Origin of the sequence: Streptomyces sp. NBC_00306 (assembly GCF_036169555.1) — a bacterium.
Classification (GTDB): domain Bacteria; phylum Actinomycetota; class Actinomycetes; order Streptomycetales; family Streptomycetaceae; genus Streptomyces; species Streptomyces achmelvichensis.
The window spans coordinates 3,756,573-3,771,343 of sequence record NZ_CP108032.1 but is presented as its reverse complement, the minus strand read 5'-3'; the positions used below and the strand labels follow the sequence as shown (position 1 = coordinate 3,771,343).

Below are 14,771 nucleotides of genomic sequence, written 5' to 3'. Positions count from 1 at the left end.
CCGTCAGTAACTTGGTGCGTGATGTCGCGATGGTGCCACGGCCTCCGTCAAAGCGACAGAGCCATTCGGGAGATCACACCCACTTCACAGGGACGAACGATCAGGTGCGCGCGTTCCCCGCGGGCGCAGGTTTCACCCGGAATTGGGTGCCAGTGCCGCCCAGTTCACCGTGACTTCCCCCTGCCGCCACCGCCGCCGGTCCTGTGACAGCGGCCAGTCGGACGCCAGTTCACCCACCGCCCTGGCCCAGCGCTGCCGCGCGCCGAGCGAGGCGTAGGGAGCGGCGGCCGCCCAGGCGCGGTCGAAGTCGCGCAGGAAGGCGTGGACCGGCTCGCCCGGCACATTGCGGTGGATCAGGGCCTTGGGGAGGCGCTCCGCCAGGTCCGAGGGGCGCTCCAAGGAGGCCAGCCGGGCCGCGAAGGTGACCGTCCGCGGCCCTTCGGGGCCGAGCGCCACCCACACGTGCCGCCGTCCGATCTCGTCGCAGGTGCCCTCGACGAGCAGACCGCCGGGCGCGAGGCGCGCGCACAGCCGGGCCCAGACGGCGGCGACCTCGCCCTCGTCGTACTGGCGCAGCACGTTCGCCGCGCGGATCAGCGCGGGTGGCCGGTCCGCCGGCACCTCGAAGCCGCCGTGCCGGAACGTGAGCCCCGCGCGTTCGTACGGCTTCGCCGCCGCGACCCGCGCCGGATCGATCTCGATGCCGACGACCTCGCAGCGGGGGTCGGCCGTACGCAGCCGCTGGAGCAGTTCGACGGCGGTCCAGGGGGCGGCGCCGTATCCGAGGTCGACGGCGACCGGCCGCTCGCTGCGGCGCAGAGCGGCGCCGTGGGTGGCGGCGATCCAGCGGTCCATCCGGCGCAGCCGGTTGGGGTTGGTCGTCCCGCGGGTCGCGGTGCCGACGGGACGGGTCATGCCAGCGAGGGTATACGCGCCGAGGTGACGGTAATGATTTGGCAAAGCAGGGGGAGGCGGGAAATGGAAGAGAAGAGTCCGCTGTTGTAGCTGGCTGGCAGGGCCCCGTGCCCGCTGTTTGACGTGCCCGGATCGAGGAGGACAACCGACGTGAGCCAGTACGTCTCCCGCCTCGGCAGCAGCCTGGTGACGCCGCGCATCCGATTCCCCGGCGGCCAGCGCAAGCCGCGCCGGATCGCGATGCTCAGCGTCCACACCTCACCGCTGCACCAGCCCGGGACGGGCGACGCGGGAGGTATGAACGTCTACATCGTGGAGCTCGCCAAGCGGCTCGCCGCGATCAACATCGAGGTCGAGATCTTCACCCGGGCCACCACCGGCGGACTGGCGCCCCGCGTCGAACTCGCCCCCGGTGTGCTCGTACGCCACGTCGACGCCGGCCCCTACGAAGGGCTCGCCAAGGAGGAGCTGCCCGGCCAGCTCTGTGCCTTCACCCACGGCGTGATGCAGGCGTGGGCGCGTCACCGGCCCGGCTACTACGACCTCGTGCACTCCCACTACTGGCTCTCCGGCCACGTCGGCTGGCTCGCCGCCGAACGCTGGGGCGTCCCCCTGGTGCACGCCATGCACACCATGGCCAAGGTCAAGAACGCGGCGCTGGCCGACGGCGACACACCCGAGCCCGCCTCCCGCGTCATCGGCGAGACCCAGATCGTCGACGCGGCGGACCGTCTGATCGCGAACACCGCGGAGGAGGCGGACGAACTCGTCCGGTTCTACGACGCGGACCCGGCGAAGGTCGCGGTCGTCCACCCCGGCGTGAACCTGGACCGCTTCCGTCCGCTGGACGGCCGCGGACCCGCGCGCGCCCGCCTCGGGGTGCCGCAGGGCGCTTTCGTCCCCCTCTTCGCGGGCCGCATCCAGCCCCTGAAGGCCCCCGACATCCTGCTGCGCGCGGTGGCACTCCTCCTGGACCGCGAGCCCTCGCTGCGCTCGAAGGTCTACGTCCCCATCGTCGGCGGCCCCTCGGGCAGCGGCCTCGCCAAGCCCGAAGGCCTCCAGAAACTGGCCGCGCGCCTCGGCATCGCGGACGTCGTCCACTTCCACCCGCCGGTCGGCCAGGACACCCTCGCGGACTGGTTCCGGGCCGCGTCCACCCTGGTCATGCCCTCCTACAGCGAGTCCTTCGGCCTCGTCGCCATCGAGGCGCAGGCCACCGGCACGCCGGTGATCGCGGCGGAGGTCGGCGGCCTTCCGGTCGCCGTACGCGACGAGATCACCGGCCTCCTGATCCCCGGCCACGACCCGGCCGACTACGCGCAGGCGCTGCACCGCCTGCTGGCGGACAAGGACCTCGCGGGACGCATGGGCGCGGCGGCGGCCCGCCACGCGGAGTCCTTCGGCTGGGACACCGCGGCATCGGCGACGGCCGACGTCTACACGGCGGCGATGTACGAACACCGCCGGCGGGTACGCTCGCACCATGGCTGACCTACGGCAGGCCGCGGAGATCATCGAGAAGACCCTGGGCGACGCGGACCTCGCGTGGGAGAACCCGGCACCCGGCACGTACGTGGTCCAACTCCCCGGCACCCGCAAGCTGTCGACGACCTGCTCCCTGCGGGTCGGCAAGCACGCCCTGTCGGTGAACGCGTTCGTGATCCGCCACCCCGACGAGAACGACGCGGCGGTCCACCGCTGGCTGCTCGAACGGAATCTGAAGCTGTACGGGGTGAGCTACGCGATCGACACCCTCGGCGACATCTACCTGACGGGCACGCTCCCGCTCTCCGTGATCACCCCGGAGGAACTGGACCGCCTCCTGGGCTCGGTCCTGGAGGCGTCGGACGGCGCGTTCAACACGCTGCTGGAGCTGGGCTTCGCGAGCGCGATCCGCAAGGAGTACGCGTGGAGGGTGTCGCGGGGGGAGTCGACGCGCAACCTGGACGCGTTCACGAACCTGACCGGCAAGGGGTAGTTCCCCGCGCGACGGGGGTGCGGTCCAAAGGGTTTTGGGGCCGGCGCCCACGCCCCGCTCAGCGCGCCAGCTTCGCGCCGCGAGTGCCGGCCGACACCTGTCCGGTACGGGTCCGGCAGCTTCGCGCCCCCGCCCATTCACTGCCCCGAACCGGCTCGGGTCGCGCGTGCCCGCACGGCAACGGGGTGCGTCTCGCGCCCGACGTCGGACAAGGACCCGGGCCGCATGCACCTGTTCGGTGCGGGTGAAGAGGGGATTCAGCGGGGCTGCGCCCCACGCCCCCTAGCGGCAGCTTCGTGCCGCATCCCACCTGCTGCCCCGGGCAGGCTCGGGTTCGCTTCCGGGTGCGGATCAACGGGGTGCGTCCTCGACCGCATGCAGGGGGCGTGCAGGGTCGTCCCCGCAGGGGATCGGCGGTAAAACCTGGGTGCTCGATGCAGGGAACCTGTATGCCGCCGACCCCGAGGAGTCGAGCCCGGAGGGCCCCCGGACCCGACGCGGGACAAGGACCCGAGGCTCAAGCGCCCGCCGCCTGCGGCAGCTTCGTGCCGCATCTCATCGGCTGCCCCGGACAGGCTCGGGTTCGCTTCCGGGTGCGGATCAACGGGGTGCGTCCTCGACCGCATGCAGGGGGCGTGCAGGGTCGTCCCCGCAGGGGATCGGCGGTAAAACCTGGGTGCTTGATGCAAGGGACCTGTGCGCCGCCGACCCCGAGGAGTCGAGCCCGGAGGGCCCCCGGACCCGACGCGGGACAAGGACCCGACGCCCCCGGGCTGCCCCCGCACCCGACGCCCGGCAAGGACCCGAGGCTCAAGAACCCGGGCCCGCCTCAAGCGCCCGCACAGCACCAGCCCCCGACCAACACCCCCCGCACACCCCCTTCCGCACCCCGCACCCCCATGGCATGCTCACCGCCAACACCCACATGAACGTGGTTCACATCCGTGGAAGGCGAGCTCATGGAGACCGGTCAGCGCCCCATCAGCAGACGCACTCTGCTCGGCAGTGCCACCGCCGTTGCAGCAGCCTGTGCCACCAGCGGCACCCTCCTCGGCGGCACCGCCCGCGCCGCCGCCCGCCACCTCCACCCCCAGCCGGCCGCCGCCGCCCCCTCCTCCCTCTGGCGCGAGTACCGCCGCAACCCCTTCGACCACCCCCAGATCCCCTACATCGGCCGCGCCGGCCGCCACCGCGGTGACCACCACGCGCCCAAGCAGGACGCACCCAAGCAGGACGCACCCACGCGAACCGTCGATGTCCTCGACTTCGGCGCCGAGCCCGACGGTTCCGCCGACGCCGCCCCCGCCATCAACCGCGCCCTCGCCGCCGTCGGCAAGCGCGGCGGCGGCACCGTCCGCATACCCCCCGGCACCTACCGCATCGACGACGTCATCCGCATCGGCCACAGCAACGTCGTCCTCAAGGGCGCCGGCAGCACCCGCACCAAGCTGCTCGCCACCAAGAACCTCACCGAGCTCATCGGCCCGTACGGCAGTCGCTACGGCGGCGACAAGTCCTCCTGGTCCTGGGCGGGCGGTCTCATCTGGCTCTGCCCGAGCGGGCGTTGGGACAGCCTCGTCGATGCGATCAAGGCCAAGGACTGGCCCTTCGAGGGCTGGACCGGCAACCAGCGCGACGAGTGGCGCACCCTCGCCACCGTCCGCGCCGCCAAGCGCGGCGACTGGACCGTGACCGTCCCCGACACCCGCAAACTGCGCCGCGGCCAGCTCGTCCTGCTGCGCATCGCGGACGACGCCCAGCACACGCTGCTGGAGCACATGGCCGGCGACGGCCCCGGCCCCGAGGCGTACTTCTGGGACGACAAGACCAAGCTGACCAGCTACGTCCCGTACGAGTGGCCGGTCCGCATCACCTCGGTCAAGCGGAACAGGGTCACGTTCGAGCGCCCTCTGCCGCTCGACCTGCGCCCGGAGTGGGACCCCCGGCTCGTCGCACCGGTCACGCCGCTCACCGACTCGGGCGTCGAGGGGCTCACCCTGGAGGCGGTGGAGACCCCGCAGTCCCCGCATCTGCTCGACAAGGGCTACAACGGCGTCACCTTCCAGTGCGCGTACGACTGCTGGGCCGACGACATCACGGTCCGTCACGCGGACAACGGGTTCGGCCTGGTCGCCGCGTCCGCCTGCACACTGCGCCGTACGCGGGTCGAGGGCCGCGGCTCCCACCACCCGTACTTCTGCCGCGAGGGCTCGCACGACAACCTCGTCGAGGACTTCACCATCGCCCCGCGCACGGTCCCGGCCCCGGCCGGCACCCAGTTGCACGGCATCAACGTCGAAGGGCTCTCCAGCTACAACGTCTGGTCGCGCGGCCGGATGGACATGGGCACCTTCGACACCCACCGCGGGATGCCGTTCGCCAACGTCCGCACCGAGATCACGGTGAACAACGACGGCCGGCACGGCGGCGACGCCAGCGCGGGCCCGCTCTACGGCGCCCGGTTCACCCACTGGAACGTCACCGTCACCAACGAACGCGCCGGTCTGATCAAGATCGACCAAATCGCCCCGTACAGCGCGACCGTCGCCATCTCCACGGTCCGCGAGTTCGACCAGACGGACGTACCCGACTTCACCGGAGAACTGCACTCCCGTCTGGAGGCGTACGGCGCCCCGGGTGGCGTGCAGCCGCGCAATCTGCATCAGGCGCAGCGCGCTCTGCACTCGTAGTCGCCCCTGTTCCCTCCCTCTCCCCGGGCGTGCGGGACACCCCGGGGAGGGGGAGAATCCCACCATGAGCGACAAAACGGGGAGTTCTGTGCCCGGGACGGCCGCTTCCGGAGCCGCCGGGCCCAATCAGACCGTTGCCCTCGCCGCGATGCTGTTCGCGGTGTCGATGACGTTCATCGACCAGACCATCGTGGCCATCGCCGCCCCGAGCATCGTGGACGAACTCGACCTCTCCACCTCGGGCGTGCAATGGGTCGTCAACGCCTATCTGCTGTCCCTGGCCGCGTTCTTCGCCCTCGGCGGCCGGCTCGCCGACATCCTCGGCCACCGCCGGATGATGGTGATCGGCACCCTGATCTTCGTCATTTCCTCCGTGCTCTGCGGCTGCGTCCCCGACGACAGCTTCGCCCAGAGCTGGCTCATCGTCTTCCGGGCCACCCAAGGCCTGGGCGCCGCCCTGATGTTCCCCGCCGCGCTCGCCGTCGTCGTCGCGGTCTTCCCGGTGGAGAAGCGCGGCCGGGCCCTCGCGCTGTTCTTCGGTCTGTCCGGTGCGCTGACCGCGCTCGGCCCGCTCCTCGGTGGCTGGCTCACCGACTGGACGTGGCGCGCGATCTTCTGGGTCAACGTGCCCGTCGCGATCATCGCCCTCGTCCTCACGGCGTACGCCCGTATCCCCAACCAGAAGCGACCCGAACGCCTCGACGTGCCCGGCGCCGTCCTCGTCGCCGCCGGCATGGGGCTGAGCGTGCTCGGCCTTGAGCAGGCGTCCGCGTGGGGCTGGGGCAGCGTCGCCACCTGGGCCTGCATCATCGGCGGCATCGCCGTGCTGGTCGTGTTCTGCGCCTACGAACTCCGCGTCGAGGAACCGCTCATCAAGCTCCAGGTCTTCCGCGACAAGGCGTTCAGCGTCGACTCGGCCGTCCTCTTCTTCGCGATGCTCGCCTTCGTCCCGGTGTTCTTCTTCGCCTCGGTGTACGCGCAGGTCTCGCTGAGCGCCTCGCCGAACCAGGCCGCGCTGTTCCTTCTCTACTTCTTCATCGGCTTCGGCATCGCGTCCCAGTGGGGCGGCCGCATCCTCGACAAACGCGGCGCGCGGCCCGCGATGAAACTGGGCACCGCGCTCGGCGCCGTCGGATTCTGGCTGTGGGCGGGCGAACTGACGAACCTTTCGATGCACGACCAGTGGTTGTACGCAGCGCTCGCCGGCGCGGGCATCGGCTTTCTGCTCGCTCCGGCCTCGACGGACGCCGTCAACCGGTCGATCAACGCCTCGTACGGCGAGGTCACCGGCATCACCCAGACCGTGCGCAACTTCGCGGCGGCGGTGGGCATGGCGGTCTTCGGCACGATCCTCACCCATGTCACCACCGACAAGGTCATGGAGACGCTCCAGGCCAAGGGCGTACCGGACGGCCCCGCACGGGACGCGGCCCGCAATGTCGCCGAGGCGGTCACCGGCAACCCGGACGCGAAGACACCGACCGGCGACGGGCCGATCGCGACGGCCATGCGCGACTCGATGAACGCCATCCGGATGGACTTCGCCGAGGCCAACCAGTACGTGTTCTACGGCATGGCCATCGCGCTCGCCATCGCGTTCGTGTGCTCGCTGCTGCACCCGGGCACGCGGGTGACGGAGGAGACGGACACGGCGTCGCGGGTGCAGGCGGACCGCTGACGCGCCGAGGTGTCGGTGCGCGCGGCCCGCGATCGGCGGCCCGCGGTCAGGCTCCGGCCCTCTCCGCCGCGCCGGTGTCCGTCAGGGTGATGGGCGTGACCGGTGTGACGGGGGCGACCGGCGGGACCTGCGCGTCCGGTGCGGGCACCTCCGCCCCGGCCGGTTCCTCCTCCGGGAGGCTGCGCATCAGCAGCCAGTACCCGAGCCCGGCCACCGTCCCCAGCACCGCGCACATGCCCCACAGCAGCCCGGCGCCGTAGTGGTCGATGACGAATCCGGCCAGCAGCGGGGCGATCAGCGCGGCGACCGACCACGACATCGTGTACATGCCCTGGTAGCGGCCCCGGCCGTGCAGCGGGGAGAGCCGGACGACCAGCCCGGTCTGCGTGGGGGCGTTGACGATCTCGGCCAGCGTCCACACGCACACGGTCAGCGCGTAGACGGCGATGGACCCGGCGAAGGCGGTGAGCCCGAAGCCGTACCCCGCGAGCAGCGAGGAGATGATCAGCAGACGGCGCGGGTCGCGGTGTTCGATGTACCGGGTGACCGGGATCTGCATGACCACGATCAGCACACCGTTGATCGCGATGGCCGTGCCGAAGTCGGAGGCGGAGAAGCCGTCGGCGCCCATCGCGAGCGGCAGGCCCATGTAGCCCTGCATGAAGACCAGCGAGACGAGGAACGACAGCCCGACGACACCCATGAACCGGCCGTCGCGCAGCACGGTCCCGAGCCCGATCCGCGGCTCCGCGGCGCCTGTGGCGGACTCCTCCTGCGACCGCTCGGGCCGCGACTCCGGCAGCTTCACGAAGACGACGACGGCGCAGACGAGGGTCATGACGGCCTCGCCGAGGAAGCCCGCGAGGTAGCTGTACTCGGCGATGAATCCGGCGGCGACGGAGGAGACGGCGAAGCCGAGGTTGATGGCCCAGTAGTTGAGCGAGAACGCCCGCACACGGTCCTGCGGCCGGACGATGTCGGCCATCATCGCCTGCACGGCCGGACGGGAGGCGTTCGACGCCATGCCGACCACGAAGGCGACGGCCGCGATCGCCACCGGGTGCTGGACGAATCCGAGCACGGCCACGGACACGGCCGTCGAGCTCTGCGCGATCAGCAGGGTGGGCCGGCGCCCCAGCCGGTCGGCCATCACACCGCCGCCGAGGGAGGAGATGACACCACCGAGGCCGTGCAGAGCGACGACGAGCCCGGCGTACGAGGCCGAGTAGCCCTCCTCCAGCGTCAGGTACAAGGCCATGAAGGTGGCGACGAACGCCCCGAGCCGGTTCACCAGCGTGCTCGTCCACAGCCACCAGAACGCCGGGGGGAGCCCCGAGACGCTTTCGCGTACGGCTCTGCGCAGTGCGGCTGTGGACATGTGTCTCCCCCGGGGCCTCGGCAGGCGTGTAAGTGGCTTGGCTGGTATGCGCACGTTACTTAGCGCGGGGTCCCGGCCGCCAGTCAATTGACGTCTGCCGTCAACCGTGGACGCGAGCGGTCCGCCCGGAGGGCGTCCATTAGGCTCGGACACATGGCCGAAGCACCGTACAAGCTGATCCTCCTCCGCCACGGCGAGAGCGAATGGAACGCGAAGAACCTGTTCACCGGCTGGGTGGACGTCAATCTCACCGAGAAGGGCGAGAAGGAGGCGGTCCGCGGCGGTGAGCTGCTCAAGGACGCCGGCCTGCTGCCCGACGTACTGCACACGTCGCTGCAGAAGCGCGCGATCCGCACCGCCCAGCTGGCGCTGGACTCCGCCGACCGCCTGTGGATCCCGGTCCGCCGCTCGTGGCGGCTGAACGAGCGTCACTACGGTGCGCTTCAGGGCAAGGACAAGGCGCAGACCCTCGCGGAGTTCGGCGAGGAGCAGTTCATGCTGTGGCGCCGCTCCTACGACACCCCGCCGCCGCCGCTCGAGGACGGCACGGAGTTCTCCCAGAGCGACGACGCGCGCTACGCCACGATCCCGCCGGAGCTGCGCCCGCGCACCGAGTGCCTCAAGGACGTCGTGGTCCGCATGCTGCCGTACTGGTACGACGGCATCGTCCCGGACCTGCTGACCGGCCGCACGGTCCTGGTCGCCGCGCACGGCAACTCGCTGCGCGCGCTGGTCAAGCACCTCGACGGCGTCTCGGACGAGGACATCGCGGGCCTCAACATCCCGACGGGCATCCCGCTGGTGTACGAGCTCGACGCCGACTTCAAGCCCCTCAACCCGGGCGGCACCTACCTCGACCCGGACGCTGCGGCGGCGGCGATCGAGGCGGTCAAGAATCAGGGCAAGAAGAAGTAGCTCTGCACGATCACGCCCCCGAGCTGCGTCGATGGCGCGGATCGGGGGCGTTTTCGCGGCGCGCGGCCATGGATGGGCGATGAGTCCCGTCGCGGTCGCCAGTCTGTATCTCCAGGACGCGACCGACCGCACACCGGGAGAGCACCATGACCGCCACCTACACGTTCGACGTCTTCTCCAGCCTCGACGGCTTCGGTGCCGCCGGCGGCGACTGGACCGGCTACTGGGGCAAGCAGGGCCCTGAGCTTCTCGACCACCGCCTCTCCCTGTACGGGGAGGAGCCGAGGATGGTCTTCGGGGCCAATACCTACCGGCTGTTCGCGCAGATGCTGGCCGAGAGCACCGAGGAGTCCGAGGTGCGCGACCCCTGGGTCACGCGGATGAGGAGCCTGCCGGCGACGGTGGTGTCGAACACGCTGGACGGCCCCCTCGACTGGCCGGAGGCGAAGGTCGTGAGCGGCGACGCCGCCGACGTCGTCGCCCGGCTCAAGGAGGAGTCCGACGTACCGCTGCGCTCGCACGGCAGCCTCTCGATGAACCGGGCCCTGATGGCCGCCGGTCTGGTCGACCGGGTCCAGGTGACGCTCTACCCGGTGATCACCGGCCGGACCGGGCTCGACCCGATCTTTCAGGGGGCGGCCGACTTCGACCTGGAACTGATCGGGCAGCGGACGCTCGACGGACACATCCAGGAACTCGTCTACCGGCCCACGCTGCACGGCTGAGCCCAGGAAGCCCCTGGTAACGAACGCCCCGGCACGGCTACCGTCGGCGTCCTCACTCGCACGGTCCTTGGGGGGACGTTCATGTACGTTCGCGCGCGCCGCCCCATTCCGACGCTCGGCACGGTGATCGACGGGGTACTGATGGCCGGGTGTTCCGCGGCACCGGCTGCGCCACCGAAGCCCGTGACACCGAGGGCGACCGCGTCGGCGCCCGACGTGGCACCTCTGACGCGGGCACAGCTGCGGGCTGTCGCCTTCAAGGAGGGCGAGGTCGCGGGGGCGCACGAGGCCGGGAATCCGGTGCTGGATCCCCAGCCCAAGGAGGAACAGCGCTCGTTCCCGCCGGTGTCCGACCCCACGTGCCAGGCCGTGCTCGACATTCGTGGAGGCGAGCGTGCGTCCGCAGTCGTCTCTCAGGAATTCAACTGGAAGGGAGACATCTGGGGCGGTGGCTCGACGCTTGCCGCCTACGAGGACGGGAAGGCCCAGCAGGCCTTCGCCCGGCTCAAGCAGGCGCTCGGCACCTGCCGTTCGTACGAGGGCACTGCCTGGATGGGAAAGTTCAAGACCACGCTGACGGTGGTACAGCCCCTGATCGTCGGTGACGAATCGGTGCGATTCCTGGAGACCATCCCCATGGGCCCCGAGCATCCCGGGGATCGCAACGAGCAGTTCACCGTGGTGCGGGCCGGGAACACCATCGTGACGTTCAGAAAGCTGAACCTCGGCGGCAGCGCGTCCTTCCCCTCCGATCTGATCCACCGGCAGGTCGAGCGGTTGCGGGAGGCGCAGCGCCCCTGAGCAGCCCCGCAACCCCACGGCTGGGCGCCGGGGTTCACCGTTCCGGCCGTGCCTCGACGCGGATCAGTGTCTGCTGGCCGGAGGCCACGAGCGACCGTTCGTCTCCCCGGACTCCGAACACCTCCAGTCGGCAGACGGTGAGCGTGCGTCCGGACTTCAGGACCGTGCCGATCGCCTCGATGTGGTCACCCAGCGCGGGCGCCAGCAGGTTGATCTTGTACTCGACGGAGAGCACCGACGAGTCCTCGGGAAAGAGGGTGAACGCCGCGTAGCCGCCCGCGCTGTCGGCGATGGCGCTGGTGGCTCCCGCGTGGAAGTAGCCGTTCTGCTGGGTGACCTCGGGCCGGTGGGGGAGGGTGATGTGGACGCGGCCCGGTGCGATGTGCGCGAGGCGGGCGCCGAGGTGGCCCATCAGGCCCTGGCTCTCGAAACTGGCCCGGATGCGCGCCTGCACCTCGGGGCTCGCCTCGTCCTGCTGCGCCTGGTCGTCCACGTGCCCTCCAGGGGCGGTCGTCGGTCCCGGTCCGGCGGGCCGAGGTGCGGGCCACGCCCAGGTGCACGGATGAACCGCCGTTGGCGATCATCATGACACCCCTGGTCAGGGCCCGTCCGTACCCTGCGGCCCGTCCGGCACCGCCGTACCGAGCCACTCCGCGAGCACCCTGAAATCCTCGTCCGTCAGCCCCACGCCCGCGTCCACGCGGTGCAGCAGCGCCGCCCCTCGGTGCTCGGCCGCGACCCACAGGCGGTCCATCGCGCCGATCTCGTCGTCGACCCAGATGAACGGGCGGCCGCACGCCCACTCGACGACGGTGCGCGTCTTCCAGTGCAGGCCCCGTGGCCCCTCGGGAACGGCGTCCGGCCACCTCACCACCGGCAGGGGCGGCAGGCCGATCCGCGGAGCGACGACCTCGTTCGCGTCGTCCAGCCATGTCGTCGCCCACACCAACTCGCAGCCCAGCGCGGTCAGACGAGGCCCGACCGAGGGATCGAGGCGTCCCAGCAGCGGATTTCCCGGATCGGCGGGCGCACCGAAAACGGAAGCAGCCGGTCCGGAAGAACGGCCCGGTGCCGGTCCGAAGGGGATGAGCGGGCCGTCGACATCGAGGAAGAGGAGGGGGCGTTCCACCGGGCCGGTCACGGGCGGAACACTAACCGCGCAACGATCCCGCCATCTCTCGGGCAACCCCCTTCACACCCCGCACAGCGGGCATGCGAAGATGCCCTGCCCCGGCAGGCGTCCGGGTGGGAGGGGAACTCAGTGAAATCAAGGAAATTGAGCCGTACGCGCCGCCGCGCGACCATATTGACGGCGGCGGTCGCCTCGGTTGTCGCCGGCGCGGCCATGCTGCCCAACTGGAGTGCCGGCGCGGCCAGTGCCGACAACGTGGCGGTGGACCCGCAGACCAGGGCCACCTTCCAGCGGCTGGCGGACGCGGTCTTCACCGACCGCACGGACGCCCTCGTGGACCGCAAGCAGAACCCGGGCAAGGCGCCGCTGACGTCCGGCTTCTCCGGTGACGTACGGCTGTCGGCGTCGCTGGAGAACAAGGAGGACTCCGCGCTCTCCTCGCTCCGCAGCCGCAAGTCCCGCCTCGCCACCCTCGGTGAGCGGTACACCTCGGCCAAGACCAGCGTCACCCTCGACAAGGCGCGCACCCGGGGACGTCACGCCACCGTCGAGGTCACCGAGACCACGACGCTGACGTACCAGAAGATCCGTGGCGACGAGCCGGGCACCACCGGTTTCCAGGCCCGCCACGAACTCACCTTCGCCGCCGACCGGCAGGGCAACTGGCAGCTGACCGGCATCCGCGACACCGATGACGGCTACATCGCGGTGAACCAGCCCGCCCAGCCGCGCACCGGGGTGACCGCGCGCGACGGCGGGATGCCCGTGGCCACGCGCGCCGCCATCACGCGGCCCGCGCCGGCCAAGCCGAAGGCCCTCAACTCCGGTACGTACAACTACAAGGCCATGGCCGCGTACGCGGAGAAGTACTGGACCAACTACAACACCGCCTACCCCAACTACCACTCGGCCGGCGGCGACTGCACGAACTTCGTCAGCCAGGCCCTGCGGGCCGGTGGATGGAAGGACGTCCCGGGGACGTCCACCGACTACACGAAGTGGTTCTCCAACACCACGCGCCAGTCGGACTCGTGGGTCGGCGTGAACGAGTTCTCGTGGTTCGCCCTGTCCTCCAAGCGGGTCACCAGCCTGGCGAACGTCTACCAGATGGATCTGGGTGACGTGATGCAGATGGACTTCGACAAGGACGGGTCCAAGGACCACACCATGGTCGTCTCGTACCGCAGCTCGAAGGGCGTGCCGTACCTGACGTACCACTCCAACAACACGTACCGCAGGTCGGTCGCGAGCATCATCGCCTCGTACCCGAACTCGGCGTACTACGCGTACCGCACCTGATCCGACGCACGACACGCCTCGGCGTACGGTCACGCACGCCGAGGCGCACAGGGACACAGGCGCAAGTGGACAGACAAGGGCCCCGTCCGGATGCGGACGGGGCCCTTGTTCGCTGTCGCCGCCGCTAGCCGCAGCAGCCTCCGCACTGGCACGGTGCCCCCGACTGGCAGCCGCAGCCGCAGCCCGAGCCGCAGCCGCAGGCACCGAGAACGGGCAGGAACGTCACGTCGGTCTGTCCGCCGGACGATTCCTGCTGAGGGTCGGTCGTGGGGGATTCGGCCATGGGGTCCCTCCTCAAGGGCGTACGAGATGTGCCGCCTCTGCCCATGTCATTCCCCCCGGGGCAGGCGCATCAACAGCGCGCGGAGGCACAATCGCCCCCGGCGACTACGCGCCGTCGACCTGCGTCGGCTGCTGAAGCTCGTCCGCGTGCTCGCCCGTGACCAGGTACACGACACGCTTGGCCACCGAAACCGCGTGGTCCGCGAAGCGCTCGTAGTAGCGGCCGAGCAGCGTCACGTCCACCGCCGTCTCGATGCCATGCTTCCAGCGGTCGTCGATCAGGTGCTGGAACAGCGTGCGGTGCAGCAGGTCCATCTCGTCGTCGTCCGTCTCCAGCTGGAGCGCCAGGTCGACGTCCTTCGTGATGATGACCTCGGCCGCCTTCGCCATCAGGCGCTGCGCCAGCTGACCCATCTCCAGGATGGTCGCCTGAAGGTCCTGCGGCACCGCGGTCTCCGGGAAACGCAGCCGGGCCAGCTTGGCCACGTGCTGGGCCAGGTCGCCCGAGCGCTCCAGGTCGGCGCTCATCCGCAGGGAGGTCACCACGATCCGCAGATCCGTGGCGACGGGCTGCTGGCGCGCCAGCAGCGCGATCGCCCGCGCCTCCAGGTCGTGCTGCAGGTCGTCGACCTTCTGGTCGGCGGCGATCACACTCTCGGCAAGCTTCAGATCGGCGTCGAGCATCGCCGTCGTGGCGCGCCCGATCGCCGACCCGACCAGCCGGGCCATCTCGACCAGGCCCTCGCCGATCGAGTCCAGTTCCTCGTGGTACGCGTCCCGCATGGGATGTCCCTCTCTCAATCTGACCGGGGTCCGGAGTGGTACGGGGGTGTCTCGGACCCCCACGCTCCCACGTTCTGTCCGGAACGCGTCCGGCTCCACCCTCGGAAGTGAACCGGCCCCATCCCCTCGGTGAACTCTGAGCGACGAGTGTTCGAGGTGCCACCCGTTTGGCTGGGAGCATGCTCGTGACCACGC

General features: G+C 70.6%; 13 protein-coding genes. 8 read left to right on the top strand and 5 right to left on the bottom strand.

The window, feature by feature from the left end; genetic code table 11:
* Window positions 1-132 precede the first annotated feature (132 nt).
* Window positions 133-915 carry a class I SAM-dependent methyltransferase gene (locus OHA05_RS16680; RefSeq protein ID WP_313945567.1) on the bottom strand — a complete coding sequence of 261 codons (783 nt, stop codon included), beginning with the start codon at window positions 913-915 and terminating at the stop codon, window positions 133-135.
* Between the two features lie 150 nt (window positions 916-1,065).
* Between OHA05_RS16680 and mshA the strand changes: the two genes are divergently transcribed.
* The 4 genes from mshA (at window position 1,066) to OHA05_RS16660 (ending at window position 7,261) form a co-directional block, all read left to right on the top strand.
* Complete coding sequence (mshA, locus tag OHA05_RS16675) at window positions 1,066-2,406, top strand: D-inositol-3-phosphate glycosyltransferase (RefSeq protein ID WP_313945568.1); 1,341 nt, start codon at window positions 1,066-1,068, stop codon at window positions 2,404-2,406.
* Window positions 2,399-2,893, top strand: a complete 495-nt coding sequence (locus tag OHA05_RS16670; RefSeq protein ID WP_313945569.1) for a YbjN domain-containing protein — start codon at window positions 2,399-2,401, stop codon at window positions 2,891-2,893. The genes mshA and OHA05_RS16670 overlap by 8 nt, the downstream gene beginning before the upstream one ends.
* 959 nt (window positions 2,894-3,852) lie before the next feature.
* Complete coding sequence (locus tag OHA05_RS16665; RefSeq protein ID WP_328861041.1) at window positions 3,853-5,583, top strand: glycosyl hydrolase family 28-related protein; 1,731 nt, start codon at window positions 3,853-3,855, stop codon at window positions 5,581-5,583.
* Between the two features lie 64 nt (window positions 5,584-5,647).
* Entirely contained in the window at window positions 5,648-7,261 is a 1,614-nt protein-coding gene (locus OHA05_RS16660; RefSeq protein ID WP_328861040.1) for an MFS transporter, read from the top strand.
* A gap of 46 nt (window positions 7,262-7,307) precedes the next feature.
* Here OHA05_RS16660 and OHA05_RS16655 read toward each other — a convergent pair whose 3' ends face one another.
* The gene (locus OHA05_RS16655; RefSeq protein ID WP_313945572.1) at window positions 7,308-8,639 is read right to left on the bottom strand and encodes an MDR family MFS transporter; all 1,332 of its coding nucleotides are present in this window, start codon (window positions 8,637-8,639) and stop codon (window positions 7,308-7,310) included.
* Between the two features lie 153 nt (window positions 8,640-8,792).
* Between OHA05_RS16655 and OHA05_RS16650 the strand changes: the two genes are divergently transcribed.
* From OHA05_RS16650 to OHA05_RS16640, 3 genes are all read left to right on the top strand, one after another.
* Window positions 8,793-9,554 carry a phosphoglyceromutase gene (locus tag OHA05_RS16650; RefSeq protein ID WP_313945573.1) on the top strand — a complete coding sequence of 254 codons (762 nt, stop codon included), beginning with the start codon at window positions 8,793-8,795 and terminating at the stop codon, window positions 9,552-9,554.
* Window positions 9,555-9,700: 146 nt separating this feature from the next.
* Window positions 9,701-10,279 carry a dihydrofolate reductase family protein gene (locus OHA05_RS16645; RefSeq protein WP_328861039.1) on the top strand — a complete coding sequence of 193 codons (579 nt, stop codon included), beginning with the start codon at window positions 9,701-9,703 and terminating at the stop codon, window positions 10,277-10,279.
* A gap of 81 nt (window positions 10,280-10,360) precedes the next feature.
* The gene (locus tag OHA05_RS16640; protein WP_328861038.1) at window positions 10,361-11,080 is read left to right on the top strand and encodes a hypothetical protein; all 720 of its coding nucleotides are present in this window, start codon (window positions 10,361-10,363) and stop codon (window positions 11,078-11,080) included.
* A 34-nt stretch (window positions 11,081-11,114) separates the two neighbouring features.
* Here OHA05_RS16640 and OHA05_RS16635 read toward each other — a convergent pair whose 3' ends face one another.
* A complete protein-coding gene (locus OHA05_RS16635; protein WP_313945576.1) occupies window positions 11,115-11,573 on the bottom strand; it encodes a PaaI family thioesterase in 459 nt (152 codons plus the stop codon).
* Between the two features lie 105 nt (window positions 11,574-11,678).
* Complete coding sequence (locus OHA05_RS16630) at window positions 11,679-12,221, bottom strand: HAD domain-containing protein (RefSeq protein WP_328861037.1); 543 nt, start codon at window positions 12,219-12,221, stop codon at window positions 11,679-11,681.
* A 120-nt stretch (window positions 12,222-12,341) separates the two neighbouring features.
* On the opposite strand from OHA05_RS16630, the gene OHA05_RS16625 reads away from it, so the two are divergent.
* Window positions 12,342-13,511, top strand: a complete 1,170-nt coding sequence (locus OHA05_RS16625; protein ID WP_313945578.1) for an amidase domain-containing protein — start codon at window positions 12,342-12,344, stop codon at window positions 13,509-13,511.
* A gap of 387 nt (window positions 13,512-13,898) precedes the next feature.
* On the opposite strand, the gene phoU is transcribed toward OHA05_RS16625, so the two are convergent.
* Entirely contained in the window at window positions 13,899-14,576 is a 678-nt protein-coding gene (gene phoU / locus OHA05_RS16620) for a phosphate signaling complex protein PhoU (RefSeq protein ID WP_313945580.1), read from the bottom strand.
* Between the last annotated feature and the right edge of the window lie 195 nt (window positions 14,577-14,771).